General features: G+C 68.5%; 13 protein-coding genes. 6 read left to right on the top strand and 7 right to left on the bottom strand.

All coding sequences use genetic code 11. The annotated features are described in order from the left end of the window. The first annotated feature begins 173 nt into the window (after positions 1-173). From VNN10_05220 to VNN10_05230, 3 genes are all read left to right on the top strand, one after another. The gene (locus tag VNN10_05220; GenBank protein ID HXH21408.1) at positions 174-2459 is read left to right on the top strand and encodes a DEAD/DEAH box helicase; all 2286 of its coding nucleotides are present in this window, start codon (positions 174-176) and stop codon (positions 2457-2459) included. After that, positions 2459-3694 carry a ribonuclease H-like domain-containing protein gene (locus tag VNN10_05225; protein ID HXH21409.1) on the top strand — a complete coding sequence of 412 codons (1236 nt, stop codon included), beginning with the start codon at positions 2459-2461 and terminating at the stop codon, positions 3692-3694. Before VNN10_05220 ends, VNN10_05225 begins: the two co-directional genes overlap by 1 nt. 309 nt (positions 3695-4003) lie before the next feature. Further along, positions 4004-5059 (top strand): DNA topoisomerase IB, encoded by a 1056-nt coding sequence (locus tag VNN10_05230; protein ID HXH21410.1) that lies wholly within the window; start codon positions 4004-4006, stop codon positions 5057-5059. Here VNN10_05230 and VNN10_05235 read toward each other — a convergent pair. Both VNN10_05235 and VNN10_05240 read right to left on the bottom strand, forming a co-directional pair. Further along, positions 5013-7319 carry a LuxR C-terminal-related transcriptional regulator gene (locus VNN10_05235; GenBank protein HXH21411.1) on the bottom strand — a complete coding sequence of 769 codons (2307 nt, stop codon included), beginning with the start codon at positions 7317-7319 and terminating at the stop codon, positions 5013-5015. The two genes, VNN10_05230 and VNN10_05235, sit on opposite strands and share 47 nt — an antisense overlap. A gap of 146 nt (positions 7320-7465) precedes the next feature. Continuing rightward, positions 7466-8017, bottom strand: coding sequence for a hypothetical protein (locus tag VNN10_05240; GenBank protein ID HXH21412.1), 552 nt, complete (start codon positions 8015-8017; stop codon positions 7466-7468). A 405-nt stretch (positions 8018-8422) separates the two neighbouring features. Here VNN10_05240 and VNN10_05245 point away from each other — a divergent pair, with 405 nt between their 5' ends. Beyond that, positions 8423-8932: an SRPBCC family protein gene (locus VNN10_05245; GenBank protein ID HXH21413.1), complete on the top strand. Its 510-nt coding sequence runs from the start codon at positions 8423-8425 to the stop codon at positions 8930-8932. Positions 8933-9310: 378 nt separating this feature from the next. Here the strand turns inward: VNN10_05245 and VNN10_05250 are convergent, their stop codons facing one another. From VNN10_05250 to VNN10_05270, 5 genes are all read right to left on the bottom strand, one after another. Continuing rightward, entirely contained in the window at positions 9311-10423 is a 1113-nt protein-coding gene (locus tag VNN10_05250) for a Glu/Leu/Phe/Val dehydrogenase (GenBank protein ID HXH21414.1), read from the bottom strand. Further along, entirely contained in the window at positions 10416-10736 is a 321-nt protein-coding gene (locus VNN10_05255; GenBank protein HXH21415.1) for a hypothetical protein, read from the bottom strand. Before VNN10_05255 ends, VNN10_05250 begins: the two co-directional genes overlap by 8 nt. A gap of 110 nt (positions 10737-10846) precedes the next feature. Beyond that, entirely contained in the window at positions 10847-11809 is a 963-nt protein-coding gene (locus VNN10_05260) for a ribose-phosphate pyrophosphokinase (GenBank protein HXH21416.1), read from the bottom strand. A 15-nt stretch (positions 11810-11824) separates the two neighbouring features. Next, positions 11825-13144, bottom strand: coding sequence for an alpha/beta fold hydrolase (locus tag VNN10_05265; protein HXH21417.1), 1320 nt, complete (start codon positions 13142-13144; stop codon positions 11825-11827). 46 nt (positions 13145-13190) lie between these two features. Further along, positions 13191-13685: a YbaK/EbsC family protein gene (locus VNN10_05270; protein HXH21418.1), complete on the bottom strand. Its 495-nt coding sequence runs from the start codon at positions 13683-13685 to the stop codon at positions 13191-13193. 43 nt (positions 13686-13728) lie between these two features. Between VNN10_05270 and VNN10_05275 the strand changes: the two genes are divergently transcribed. Beyond that, on the top strand, positions 13729-13995 hold the full coding sequence (locus VNN10_05275) for a hypothetical protein (protein ID HXH21419.1): 267 nt from the start codon (positions 13729-13731) through the stop codon (positions 13993-13995). 348 nt (positions 13996-14343) lie between these two features. Next, the coding region (locus VNN10_05280) for a hypothetical protein (protein ID HXH21420.1) at positions 14344-14672 on the top strand (329 nt) is incomplete at its 3' end.

Consider the following 14672-nt stretch of genomic DNA (forward strand, 5'->3'; position numbering starts at 1 on the left):
CCCTTGTGGAGGCCTTGTTCGTTGCCTGGCTCCTTTGCCCTACCCCGCTTGACGCACAAACGTTCTGGGCTGTAACCTCTCGCCGTCCCGAACAAACGTACGGCTCTCCGCTGCCGCCGGCTCCGTGAGTCCGAAAGGCAAAACCACAAAACGAACTGAGAGGTAGTCACAGAGTGCCCTCACCCGCCCACGGCCCTCAGCCCCTCGCAGGCGCGCCCCGAGTCCTTGACCTGCACCTCGATCCCGATTTCGCCTCTGGCTTCACGCTGTGGCAACGGCTGCCCGCCAAGCCTGCCGCGTTCGCGCCCTGGCCGGCCGGCCTTAGTGCGCGCCTCGTCTCCGCCCTCACCGAGCGGGGCATCGAGAGGCCGTACACCCACCAGGCCGAGGCCATCGAGCATGTGCTCGCCGGCCGTGACGTGGTTGTCGTCACTCCGACGGCTTCAGGCAAGACGCTGTGCTACAACGCACCCGTAGTCGAAGCTCTGCTGCGCGAGCCGGAGGCGAGGGCGCTCTACCTCTTCCCCACCAAGGCCCTGGCGCACGACCAGTACGACGAGCTGCAGGCCCTTGTCCGAGCGCTGGGCGCCTCCATCAAGGCCTTCACCTACGACGGCGACACGCCAGCCGACTCCCGGCGTTCCGTGCGCGCCGCCGGGAACATCGTCATCTCCAACCCGGACATGCTGCACAGCGGCATCCTCCCTCACCATACGAAGTGGATGAAGCTCTTCGAGAACCTGCGCTTCGTGGTCATCGACGAGCTGCACCAGTACCGCGGCGTATTCGGCAGCCACGTCGCGAACGTGGTCCGCCGCCTCCACCGCGTCTGCCGCTTCTACGGCTCCAACCCGGTCTTCATTTGCTCCTCGGCCACCATCGGCAACCCAGGTGAGCTCGCCGAGCAGCTGCTGGACCGCCCCGTGCGAGTCGTCGACCGCAACGGCGCGCCGCAGGGAGAAAAGTACATCGGCGTCTACAACCCGCCGGTAGTGAACGCAGAGCTCGGCATCCGCCGCAGCGCGCTGGCCTCGACCGAGGCCATGACTGCCCGCCTCGTCCGCTCCGGCGCCCAGACCATCACCTTCGCGCCCAGTCGCATGGCCGTCGAGCGGTTGGTGCATGGCCTGCGCCAGCGCCTCAAGGCCAAGCCCGGCGCGGCGCCTCTGATCGAGGGCTACCGCGGCGGCTACCTGCCGAACGAGCGCCGGGCGATCGAGGCGGCGCTGCGTGCCGGCACCATCAGGGGCGTGGTCGCGACCACGGCCCTCGAGCTGGGTATCGACATCGGCGGCCTGGAAGCGGCCGTCCTCGCCGGCTACCCTGGCTCGCTGGCCAGCGCCTGGCAGCAGATGGGCCGCTCCGGCCGGCGCAGCGGCCGATCAGTCGCCGTCCTCGTGGCCGGCTCAAAGCCGCTGGACCAGTACGTCGCCCGCCACCCGGAGTACCTCTTCGAGACCTCGCCCGAGTCCGCCCTGATCAACCGCGACAACCTGGCGATACGCGTCGCGCACATGAAGGCCGCCGCCTTCGAGCTGCCCTTCGAGGCCGGGGAAGAATTCGGTCCGGACACCGCGGAGCTTCTCGCCCTCCTCGACGAGGGGGGCATCCTCCATCGCAACGGCGACCGCTACTACTGGATGGCGGAGTCATATCCCGCGGACGGGATCAGCCTCCGCGGCGCCGCCGTCGACAACGTCGTCATCATCGAGCAGGGCGCCTCGCCGCGCGTCATCGGGGAGGTCGATACGCCGTCCGCGCCCCTGCTCGTGCACGAAGAGGCCATCTACATGCATGGCGGCCGGCAGTACCACGTCGACCGCCTCGACTGGCAGGAGAAGAAGGCCTACGTCCGCCCTGTCGATGTCGACTACTACACCGACGCCAACCTGGCAGTCGACCTCAAGGTGCTGGAGGTGGCGGACGAGAGGCCGGCCCGCGGCTGCCGCCGCGCCCACGGAGACGTCGCCGTCACCTATCTGGCGACGATCTTCAAGAAGATCAAGCTCGAGACCCAGGAAAACGTGGGCTGGGGCAAGATCCACATCCCCCAGGAGGACATGCACACCACCTCCTACTGGCTCGCCCTGTCGCCAAACGCGACCGAAGGCATGAGCCAGCCCGCCGTCGAAGCGGGGCTCTGGGGGGTAGCGCATCTCCTGGCCGGCGTCGCGCCCCTCTTCCTGATGTGCGACCCGAAGGACCTGCAGGTGGTAGCGCAGGTGCGCTCGCCGTTCACGAGCGCCCCTACGCTCTTTATCTATGAGAGCCGGCCAGGCGGCGTCGGCTTCGCCGAGGGCCTCTTCCGCGCGCACGACGACCTGCTCCGCGCAGCCCTCGATCTGGCGGCCGAGTGCCCCTGTCCCTCGGGCTGCCCGTCCTGCGTTGGCCCGGCCGTGGACGACACGCCCCACATGAAGCTCTCGGCGCTCACCCTGCTCCGGCGGCTGGTGTCCTGATGCAGCTTCGCGACCGCCTTGCCTACGCCGGCGTCGCCCGCGGCCGTTTGCCACCGCGGCCAAAGACGGCAGTCGCCTTGCCCCGTGGCTTCAAGACCGGGCGTAACCGCCTCGGTGAGGTCCACTACCGCGACCAGTACTGGTCCCTGGACCACCGCCACGGCGAATACGAGTTAGCGGCAGCGCTCGACCTGGACCCGGTCCTCGCGGACCGCCTGGCGCCTGGCCTCCCGGGCCTGGACCTCCGCGCCGCCGCCTTTCTCGACATCGAGACCACCGGCCTCTCCGGCGGCACAGGCACCTATGCCTTTCTGGTAGGCCTCGGGACGTTCGAAGCCTTCAGCTTCCGCGTGCGCCAGTTCTTCCTCGCCGACCCCTCCGGCGAGGCGGCCATGCTCTCGGAGTTGACGGACGCGCTCGACCGTCGCGGCCTCGTCGTCACCTACAACGGCAAGAGCTTCGACCTCCCTCAGCTGGCTACCCGGTACACGCTCTCGCGCCTGCTTGGCCCTCTGCAGGGAATGTTCCACATCGACCTCCTCCACCCGGCCCGGCGCCTCTTCGGGAGGCGGCTCGAGTCCTGCCGGCTGGCGGACGTCGAGCGCGAGGTGCTCGGCCTGCGCCGGCCCGGCGACGTCCCGAGTTGGCTGATCCCCGGGCTCTATTTCGCCTTCATCCGCCGCCGTGACCTCGCCGGCCTCCACCCCGTGTTCGAGCACAACACCCTGGACGTCCTCTCCCTGCCTTCCCTCCTCGCCGCCCTCAACTCCGCCGCCGGCGCCGCCGCCGAAGGCGACGCGGCCCACCTCCTGGCACTGGGCCGCTGGGACGAGCAGCGGGGCCGCCTGCAGGAAGCGGCTTCGCTGTATCGCCGCGCCTGGCTGGCGGAATCAGACCCCCACACCGGCGGCGAGGCCGCCTGGAGGCTCGCAAGGCTGCTGCGCAGGGAGGGCGCCTGGGACGAGTGCGCGGCCGTCTGGCGTGCGGAAGAAGCCAGCGCCGCCAGTATCGTCCGCGTGGTGCGTGCCCGTGTTGAGCTTGCCAAGATGGCCGAGCATCGCGACCGCGACCTGCCGCGCGCCCTTACCCTCGCGCGGGCCGCCGCGGCGCTGCTGCAACGCCACCCTTCGGTGGCTCGCAGCCTTCCTCGCACCAATGCCTCCCTTGCGCACCGCCTAGCCCGCCTCGAGAGGCGCACAGCCAGCGCGAGTCTCGGTCGGCAAGCTCCCGGATGAGCCATCTGCTCGCTGGCTCCGCCTCCGCCAACGCCCGGGCAGGAGCCGGCCGGGGGCAGAAGGGCCTCCTTTTAGTCTCCCTCCGGCGGCTCTCCCACCACTCGCCGCCCCTCCCATGCGCGATGCAGCCTTAAGGCGGGCGGTCGCCCTGGGCGCGGCGCCGCCACCCGCCCGCGGCTAGACTGACGGCACCGGCGCGATCGCACGTCGCCGCGCGAGGCTCCTTGGGCGCACTCAGTTCCCCTGCATCGCAGCCAGACATCGCTTCCGGCGCTACCGGCTTTCTGGCCGCGGCCGAAGAGGCTGACCTTGTCTACGTCAGCGACACACAGCCTGGCATACGGCGAAAGGAAGACGCCCTCCGGCTTCGACTACGTCGGTCCCGGTGGCAGGCCGGTGCGAGACTCCGCGACGCTCGCCCGCATCAAGAGCCTCGCGGTCCCGCCTGCCTGGACAGACGTGTGGATCAGCCCGCTTTCCAGGGGCCACATCCAGGCATCCGGCCGCGACGCACGCGGGCGCAAGCAGTACCGCTACCATCCGCGCTGGCGCGAGGCCAGGGACAGGACCAAGTTCGAGCGCATGGTCGCCTTCGCGGAGGCCCTGCCCGCGATCCGCGGGCGGGCCGCCGGGGACCTGGCATCGCCCGGCCTGCCCAGGGAGAAGGTGCTCGCCGCCGTAGTGCGCCTCCTCGAAACGACGCTGATCCGGGTCGGTAACCGCGAGTACGCCAGAGAGAACAATTCCTTCGGCCTGACCACGCTCCGCAACCGCCACGTTGGCGTCAACGGCAGCACCATGCGGTTCGAGTTTCGCGGCAAGGGCGGCAGGAAGCACGAAGTGTCCGTGCGCGACCGCCGCCTGGCGAACCTCGTGCGCCGCCTCCAGGACCTCCCCGGCCAGGAGCTCTTCCAGTACATCGATGAGGACGGCCGGCGACGGCCCGTCGGCTCAGCCGACGTCAACGCCTACTTGCGCGAGACCACCGGCGAAGACTTCTCCGCCAAGGACTTCCGCACCTGGACGGCGACCGTCCTGGCAGCGCTGACCCTGTGCGAGCGCGGCCCGGCCGCAAACACGGCCGAGGCCAGGCGCAATATCACCGCGGCCGTCGAGGCCGTCGCGCGCGGCCTTGGGAATACCCCCAGCGTGTGCCGCCAGTGCTACATCCACCCCGAGGTCTTTGAGCACTACGAGCGCGGCGCTCTCGACTCCCTGCGGGAAGACTTCTCCGGTGGCGACCAGGACGGCGTGGCTGGCCTGTATCCCGAGGAAGCTGCGGTCCTCCGCCTCCTGCGAGGGGCGAAGCCCTCCGGCGCTAGGACGTCCCGGGCGCCAGCAGGCCCAGGGCGACGGCGCGGCTGATCGCCTCGGCACGCGTGGATGCGCCGAGCTTGTTGAGCAGAGACGCCACGTGGAACTTGGCTGTGTTCTCGCTAACTACCAGGGTCTCGGCGATGCGCCGGTTCGACATGCCCTTCGCCACGAGCGTCAGGACCTCGAGCTCGCGAGGGCTCAGGATGCCAGAAGCCCTCGCGGGTTGGGGTCGCCGGCCTGCGTGCGCAGAACCCTCCTCGTCGAAGAGCGCATGGGTTGCGGCAAGAAACTCCTCAATCCGGGTCATGCTTTCGGGCCCTGCGCTGGCGTCGAGCTCCGCGCCGCCGACCGCCACCGCCCTGTCGTATGCCGCCTGTTCCATGGGCGTGAGCCAGTAGCCGATGGAGTCGCGATAGCGCTTGAGGCCTCGCAGCAGGGGAAGCGCGCGCGAGCCGAACCCCCTCGCCGCGAGGTAGGTGAGAGAGAACAACACCTGGCTGCAGGTCGAGAGCGGCAGGCCGCCGGGCTTCGCCACCTCGAAGCCCTCCTGCAGCAGCGAGCGGGCTCGATCGAGATTCCCCCTCGAAAGGTGGAGGGCTGCCAGCCGGGTAAGCACATAGAGCAGGCCATGCAGGCCTCCCAATTCCCGCAAGATGGCGACACTTTCTTCGAGACGTGCAGCAGCAGCCTCCGGATCCGAGGGACCGAGCGCGACGCCCATCTGAAAGAGGGCATCCGCGCGGAGGACTTCATCGCCAAACGAAACCGCCAGATCGAGCGCCTCCTGGTTCACCGCCAGGGCGGTCTCGATGTCTCCCCGCTGCCAGGCGGCGATCCCGGCAGCCAGCTTCGCCCAGCCGAATTCGTGCAGGTCCTCCGTGCGGCGAGCGCTTCGCTCCGCCCGGGCGGCAAGATCATGTGCCGCCTCGGGATCGCCCTGGGAGAAGGCGAGCGTCGTCGCCCGCACGAGAGCCTCGGCCTTCGCAGTCGATTCACGGTCGGCGTGGGCCAGCGCGCGCGCCAAAAGCATGCGGCCCTCGCTGAGGCGACCTGTGATCCAGTAGTAGTAGCCGAGGTCCGCGGCGAACTGGAGGGCGGCCTCGTACTCGCCGTTGTCCAGGAACCACTGCGCGGCGACGCGCAGGTTGTCTATCTCCCGGTTGAGGCGCAGGACCCAGGCTGTCTGGTCATGCCGGCGGATCTCCTGAGCGGCCTCCCGCGCCAGCGCGCCGTAGTACCGGGCATGGCGCTGAAAGGCGGAGTCGCGCTCGCCCACCGCCTGCAGTTGCTCCAGGGCGTACTCCCTGACCGTCTCGAGGAGCCGGAAGCTGACTCCGTCCTCGGCCGGGGCGGGTTCGATGAGGCTCTTGTCAGCCAGAGACATCAGCCCGGCGAGGACATCCAGGCCCTCCTCACCGCCCAGGACAGCCTCGGCCGCTTCGAGGGTGAGGCTGGAGGCGAACGGCGCCAGACGGCGGAATAGCGACTGCTCCGCCGGCGTCAGCAGCTCGTAGCTCCAGCCGATCGCCTCGCTCAGGCTCTGGTGCCTGCCGGGGGCATCGCGAGCGCCTGCCACGGGCAACGGCAACCGTCGCTCGAGGCGGTCAAGCACGGTCGCAACGCCGAGCTGGGCGGCCCGCGCCGCCATCAACTCGAGGGCAAGGGGCAGGCCATCCAGCCTGACCACAAGGCGGGCCACAAGAGAGGCGTTGTCCTGCGTCAGCCTGAAGTTCGGCCGGGTGGCGCGGGCGCGCTCGGCGAAGAGCGCCACCGAAGGCGCCTTCTCCAGCTCCGCGGGATTCGTGGTGTCCAGCGCCGGCAGGGCAAGAGGCCCCACGGGCACTTGGCGCTCGAGGCTCAGTCGCAAGGGCTCACGGCTCGTCGCGACCACCTTCATGTCTGGCACGGCAGCGAGGAGCCTGCCGATCTCGCGGGCGGCCGGCAGCACGTGCTCGAAGTTGTCGAGGATGAGCAGCAGACGCCGGCCCGCGAGGAGCTCCACGAGGGCGTCCAGCGGCGAGCGCGTGTCCGTCTCCAGGGCCCCCACGAGCGACCGCACCGTCGGCAGGACGAGTGCGGCGTCGCGCAGCGGCGACAGGTCAACCAGGTAGATGCCGTCAGGAAAGGCCTCGTGCCCGTCCAGGTGCTGGGCGACTTCGACAGCGAGACGCGTCTTGCCCACCCCGCCCGGGCCGACGAAGGTGAGCAGCCGGACATCCGAGTGCAGCAGGAGGTCGTGGGCCGCCCGGAACTCGGCCTCGCGCCCGACGAGCGCCGATGGATGCGTCGCAGCGCCGGAAAGCGTCATTTCACGCGCGGTCGAGAGCGCAGGCGCACAAGCAATCCCCACCTCTGGCACTTAAGCGCCACGCTCATTCTACATATGCGAAGGTAAGGGGGACCGCTGCCGCTTCTGCGCGCCGGTGGCCGCCCGTGAGCTTGAGCTAACGCTCCTCAGGTAGGCGCAACCGGCGGAGCGCCGTTATCGTCGCCGCCTCGAGGGTGCCTCCCGGGGTGGGGCAGGTGCACGAGCGACCCTGCCCTGCGCAGGGGCAATCTCAGTAGAGGCCATAGACCCAGGAACAGGACCGCCACCAATGCCGGCACGACGACAACCGCCGCCAGGATCTCGGAGTAGGCCAGCGTGAAAACCCTGGAGGACGTTGGCGCCTGAAGCAGCCGTTCCCCGCTTCGGATGAACGACGCCACGTTTCCCACGATTACCGCGCTGATCAGGCCGTAGAAGAGGGCCCGCAGGACCGCGGCTCGCTCGTCCAGTTCCCAGACGAGGGCGATCGCGGCCATCGCGTAGATGACGCCCAGCGCGAGGAACGGCCAGGAGTCCAGCAGCAGCCGTCCTCCCGCTCGCGACACTCCGGCCTTGTCCGCCTCGTCGCCGACCGGCGTGATGGCGACCAGCGCGAGTATCACGACCTCGACGGCAATGGCGCATGCGAGCCAGAAGCGGACCACTTCCGAGCCCAGGAGCGGGTTCCCTGCCTTCATGTCATTGCCATTCTCAGTCGAGTCCCGCCCGTCTCCGGTCCGCCCTGCCTGCAAGATGCCCCGGCGCCGCACTCCGAGCCTGCCACAAGCGATCACGCCGCGCCAGTTCCGATCGAACCGAATTCCGGCCGGAGTGCTAGAGAGTCGAACCCTCCAGCACGGCGACGCCGCGCCGCAACGTCTTGAAGAGCGCTAGCCTGAGCGCACCCTCGGGCGGCAGGCCAACGGAAGTAGGCCAATCGCCGAGCTTGATTCCCGCCCCTGTCCCAACGGCTGAACGGGCCGAGCGTCCGCCCGCGTGGTCTGGGGAAGGGTGCGGGCAATCCGGGTTGACTCGCCGTGTATGATTGCGCCCATCACGCGGGCTCGCCTGTTCCGTGGCGAAAGAGTGCCCAGGAGGACAAGGTGGCTGTATCTCTCAGGCGCACTGGTACCTTCAGTTGTGAGGTGAGCTTTTCCACCCCGGTATCACCAGAGGTGGCGTTCGACTACCTGGCAGACTTCAGCAAGCATCCGGAGTGGTCGCAGGGCCTTCTCAGCATGACTCAGACCTCCGTGGGTGAACCGGGGCCCGGTACCACTTACCGTACGGAGGAGTCGGCGGCGGGGAGCAAGGACATCACAGTCAGCGAGATCACGGAGCTGCAGAGGCCTCGACGGATTGCCTGGAAGGCCCAGACTGAGAAGCAAAGCTGGCCGACGGGAGCCCGCTCGATCTGGTCGTTCGACATCGAGCAAGAAGGGACGGGCAGCCGCGTCACCCAGCGCATGGAGCTCATACCCGCGAGCCGGGCCATGGTCCGGGCGCTCTTCTTCGTGGCGGACACGTTCTTCGGCGGCACGGGCGCGACGCCCAAGTCCGTGCGAAAGAACGCGGAACGGCTGGAGCAAAGGCTTGCCTCCATGAAGTCATAGCGACTCATAGCGACGCCTCGAGTTGCCGCTTCCGGGAGGCGGAGGCGCTACAGCCGCCGACGAGTGCCGGCGACCTCGGCAGGGACCTCAGCTCGAGCCGTAGCGGGCCACGCCTTAGATTCGATTTCGCCTGGCGGGAGTGCGAGGGAGTCGAACCCTCCCAGCACGGCGACGCCGCGCCGCAACGGTCTTGAAGGTCGTTAACGTTTGATTCCTGGCGTGTGCCAAAGTCCGGGCACGGCGGGACTCGACACCGAATCAAGCCCGAAGGCGTTTGCACTACTCAGTGGCGATCCCGCAAGGATTGGGGGCGAGCAGTAACTGGCCGGCGCAGGAATAGCGCCTACCCCTCATTGGACACGACCGCGCTGGCCGGTCTTACATGATGTTGAAGCGCCGGGTGCTCATGGCCCGGCGCAGGCCGGACGCGGCCAACTCGAGCGCGGCGGAACGAGGGGTGATGCCGCGCTGGCCCGTCGCCGCGAGCACTGCCGCGACGTTGGCGCGGATCTTTTCTTCGATCGCTTCGAAGGCTGCGGTCTGGGTTGCGCCGGCGTACTCCATCGCTGCGCAGATCACGCCCCCGGCATTGGCCACGAAATCGGGCAGGCAGAGGACGCCCCGCTTGTGCAGGGACTCCTCGGCCTCGGCCGTCAGGGGGATATTGGCGCCTTCGAGCACGAGCTTCGCGCGCAGGCGGTCGGCGCTGGCGACGGTGATCACGTCAGGGCGCGCGGCGGGCAGCCAGATCTCACAATCGAGGTCCAGAAGCTCATCGCCGCTGGCCTTGCGGCCGCCGGGGAAATCGCAGACCGAGGCTCCGTACTGCTTGAAGGCGATGAGCTCTTCGACGTCGAGGCCTGATTCCTTGATGATTGCGCCTCTCGAGTCCGAAGCGCCGACAAGCACAGCGCCCCGCGATGCGAGGAAGCGCGCGGCGTGCTTGCCGACGGCGCCGAAGCCCTGAATGACGACGCGGGCGCCATCGAGGGCGAACCCGGCAGCGGGCGCGGCAACCTCGGCCGCGTGCAGGAGGCCCCAGCCGGTGGCGCCAAGCTCGTCCAGGGGGATGCCGCCGAGCGCGGCCGGCAGGCCGACAGCGCGGCCGATCTCGTCCTTGATCCACGCCATGCAGCTCTCATCGCTGCCCATGTCCGGCCCAAAGATGTAGTCCGGTTCATTGCGCAGGGCGTGGGCGAACGCTCGGAGCAAGGCCTCCTTTTGCTCCGAGGGCATCCTCGGGTCGCCCCAAATGACTGACTTGCCGCCGCCGTGGGCGAGGCCGGCGGCGGAGTTCTTGAGCGTCATCGCCCGGGCCAGGCGGAAGCACTCGCTGACGGTCACGTCGGGGGCGATCCGCAGGCCGCCGATCGACGGCCCCCGTGCGACGTTGTCGATAACCAGCAAGCCCTTCAGGCCCAGCCGGGGCTCGTGGACGAAGATGGACTTGGCGGGTCCAAGGTCGTCGGCGAGCTCGAAGATCTCAGGCACTTGTCCTCGTGTCGGGGCCGGGCACGGGCTCGTGTGTCTGGGCCGAGGGATGCGCAGGCGGCGCGCCAGCGGCCGCCTGGCGCTCCAGGTCCTCAGCGAGGCGCTCCAGGGGCCCGACGCAGGCCAACACCTCTTGCCTGAGGAAAGCAACGAGGCCGCGAATGGTGTTCAGGCTGTGGCGTATCGCCTCGAGAGTACTCTCGCGCTCGTGTGCTCTCACGGCGTCCTCAAACTCCGCGAGCCGCGTTTCGAACTCCTCCGGGACGAGCGCGAAGGAGAGGAGCTCCTGGCGAAGGCTATCAAGTGTGTCCATGGCATCCCTCGTCGAAGCGCATGGCTGCAATTTCAGCGTACGCCGGCCGGGAGGAGGCGGCGAGGGCCGAACGGCTTCCTCCGGCGGTCACGTTAACTGCGAGCAGCGCCTCAACGCTGGAAGAGGAGGCCGCTGACCGCCTGGTCGTGATGGATACGGGTGATGGCCTCGGCCAGGAGGCCGGCAACGCCGACGCGCTCGACGTTGGGGAGCGCTGGCGTCGCCTGGACGCTGTCGGTGACCACGAGGCGCTCGAGCGGCAGGGCAGCAAACCTCTCGGCGCACTCGCCGACGAAGAGGCCGTGCGTTGCCGCGACGATCATCCGGGCGGCGGCCCCGCCGGCTACGAGGGCGCGAGCGGCGGCTTCGATCGTGGCGCCGGTGCTGACCATGTCGTCGACGATCACGGGCACTCGGCCGCTGACATCGCCGATGACCGCGGTCGCCCTGACCTCAGCCGGGCCGAGCCTGGTCTTCTGCACGATGGCGACGGGGAGCTCGAGGACCTCCGCGTAGCGCTCGGCGAGCCGAATTGCCCCGAGGTCCGGAGCGACGACGACAGCCTCGGGCGGCAACAACGGCTGCAGGTGGGCAGCGAGAATCGGGACGGCCGTGAGGTGCTCCAACGGCACGGAAAGAAAGCCCTCGACGGCTGGCGAATGCAGGTCGAGTGCGACGACGCGGTCGATCCCTACCTGGCCCAGCAGGTCGCAGACGACTCGTGCTGCGATCGACTCGCGGCCGCTGGAGCGCCGGTCCTGGCGGGCGTATCCGAAGTAGGGGATGACGGCCGTCAGGCGGTCCGCGCCCGCGCGGTACGAGGCGTCAGCGAGGAGGAGTAACTCCATGAGGTGGCCGTCAACGGGCGGCGATGTGGGCTGAATGAGGTAGACGTCGCGGCCGCGCACCGAGGCGCCGAGCTGGACGTGCGCTTCGCCGTCAGGGAAGCGCGAGGTCTCGATCGGCCAGAGGACAAGGCCGAGGTCGTCGGCGATCGCCGAGGCGAGGGGGTGATTCGCGGACCCCGCGATGAGGACCAGGTCTCCTCCGGCCAACTCCTTGTGCGGTGTCATGCTCGCCCTCCGGCCTCAGATCTCTTCGCCGGCGGGCTGGCGCACCCGACCGAGGCCTGGCAGGCCCGCCTGGGGCAGGAGAAAGCGTTCGAACCAGGCGACGGTGCGCTTTCGGGCTTCTTCGAGCGCCCCAGGTTCTTCGAAAAGGTGACCCGCGCCTTCCACGATCGAGAGCTCTACGCAGCCGCTGCGGCGGGCGCCTGCAGTGGCTTCCGCGAGCAGCGGGTCCTCGGAGCCGATCAGGAGCAGAGAAGGTACATCAAGTTGGGCGAACTGCTCCGGGCGGGCCGGCGGCGCACGGAGCACCATGGCGGCCGGGCGTACCTTGCGCTTGATCACGGCCTCGATCGCGACGACGGCACCGAGACTAGAGCCGGCGATGCCGAGGCGCGCGGGATCGACCTCCGGTTGGAGTTCCGTCCAGGCGTAAACGGCACGAAGGTCATCGACATAAGCGGAGAGGCCGTCGTCCGGCGACCCGGTTGATTCGCCGTGGCCGCTGAGGTCGAAGAGGACCGAAGCGATGCCGCAGTCGACTAGCGCCTCGGCGATTACGACGTTGCGCGGCGACTCCTTGCTGCTGCCGAGGCCGTGCACGAAGATGACGGCCGGAAAGGGGCCGTTTCCGGCGGGAGTCGTAAAGCGCCCCCGGAGCCTTCCTTCGCCGCGGAAGACAGTGAAGTCGCGCGAGGGGTCAACGGCGACAGGCGCGAAGGAGCGCAGGATGCGCACTATCTCCTCGTCAGGTACCTGCTCGAACTGCTCATAGAACTGGCCTACGGCAAAGAACCGCGGCTCGACACGCAGGCAAACGACGTCGTCGGCTTCCTGACGAAGCCGTTCGATCGTGCGCGGTGGTCCTACGGGCACAGCGACTATCACGCGGGCGGCGCCGGCGGCCTTGACCGCGCGCAACGCGGCGATGACGGTCGAACCGGTGGCGACTCCATCGTCCACCACCACTACGTTGCGGCCACGCAACGCGGGCCGGCGATGCGAGTCGAACAAGGCTTCGCGGCGAGCCGCTTCGCGTTGCTGGCGTTCCTTTTCTGCGGCGATGTAGGCGTCACTAGCGCCTGACATCGCAACAGTCTCCTCGTCGAGGTAGCAGGCGCCTTCGGCAGTGATGGCGCCGATCGCGAGCTCGGGCTCGCCGGGCGCGCCGAGCTTCCGGGCGACGATCACGCCGAGCTCGGCACCGAGGGCGCGCGCTACCTCGGCCGCGACAGGAACGCCGCCCCGCGGAATGCCGAGGACGACGGGGCGTTCGAGGCGCATCGGCTTGATAAGCTCGGCGAGCCGCCGCCCCGCGTCGGTACGGTCGCGGAAGATCATCGAGTACCCCCTGAAGACCGCCCCGCCGGGGATGCCGCAGAGGCGGTTATACCGGCGGAGAGGGCTGCGCCGGCTCGCGGGCGAAGTCCAGGACTCTCGGGGACGCCACCTTCAGGTAGTCCTGCAGGGGCATCATCACCGCCTGGGTGTGCAGGCCGGCTTCGAACACGACCTCTTTGGCGTCGAGCAAGCCAGAGTCCACGTACACTGGCAGGCGCCAGGGGCCGCCGAACGGCGGCTGTGCGCCGACGTCGCAGTCCGGGAAGAGCTCGGCCATTTCCTTTTCGGTCGCGAGGCGGACGTCGCGAGCGCCAAGCGCGTCGCGGACGGCGGCGATTGAGACCACATGAGGCGCTGGGAGCACGAGCATGCCCGGCTTGCCGTCGATGTATACGACTACGGACTTACAGAACTCGTGGCCGGGGACATGAGCAGCCTGCGCCGCTTCCTGTGCCGTGTAAGCGGTGGGGTGCGCCACAAGCTCGTAGTGGGCGCCGTGTCTGTCGAAGAGGTCACGGAGCTTTTCGAGACAGGGGTTCACGGGTCTCTCCAATCTCCCCCGGGACGTGTTAGGAGACCGAGGGGTGGCTGTGGTCGTGAATATGGGCCTCGCCCAGGTGCTCGTGCTCAGCGTTTTCGTGGGGCAGGTGCGCGTGCGCGACAGCCGCGTGGTTGTGCTCGTGAGTGTGCACGGAGGTGAGGTGCTCCCACTCGCCCAGTACCCCTTCGGCGCCCTGGCGGCGGTTATGGGTCACGTGAGGGTGCTCGTGGGCGTGCACTACCGCCTCATGCGAGTGCTCCTCGAAGTGCCCCAGATGGGAGTGCTTGACGACCTCGAATTTCAGCGCTGAACGCGCCGACCTGCCGACCGCAACGGCAAGAGCGGAAAGCACTGCCAACGGTGCGATGAACGCCAACTTCTTCATGTTCCTGCCTCCAGATGGGGACTTCCTGAATCTACTCTGGTACGCGCCTGCCAGGGTTTCAAGGCCTCAATGGCCTGTTTGTGAGGTGCCCGATTCCCGCCCTTCTCATCTCGCCCGATGTCGCGCGGTCCTGGGCAGCCGGCGAGGTAATGAGTACGGACAGACCGGCGAGTAGGGCAGTTCGGCCCATCTCAAGCAGGCCGCGGCTCGGCTACGCTGGTGTCCCGCGGTTCAAGGCCAAGCCACCGCAGACACTGCCCTGAGGGATCAGCGATGCCGAAGGCTTTCTCGATAGAAAACGGACTCGATTGGGACACTGAGGTAGCCAGCTTCTGGGCCTGGTTTCAGGATGCTCGGGACGTGGTACAGGGGCGAGTCGAGGCCCACGGCCTGGTGCAAGAACTGGTAAGCAGTCAACTGGACAGGATCAAGGATCTGGCGAAACGCGAGTCTGACCCGGACAGCGCGGAGTTGACCTTTACGGTCGCCGTGGCGCTGGTTGGGTTTCACTACGCCTCAATTCAGAAGCTCCTCAGTGGCCTGCAGGAAGCCGGCGTACTCCGACCATCGCACGGATTGCCGGCCTTTGACACCATCGTTCA

Source organism: Dehalococcoidia bacterium (assembly GCA_035574915.1).
Taxonomy (GTDB): domain Bacteria; phylum Chloroflexota; class Dehalococcoidia; order DSTF01; family WHTK01; genus DATLYJ01.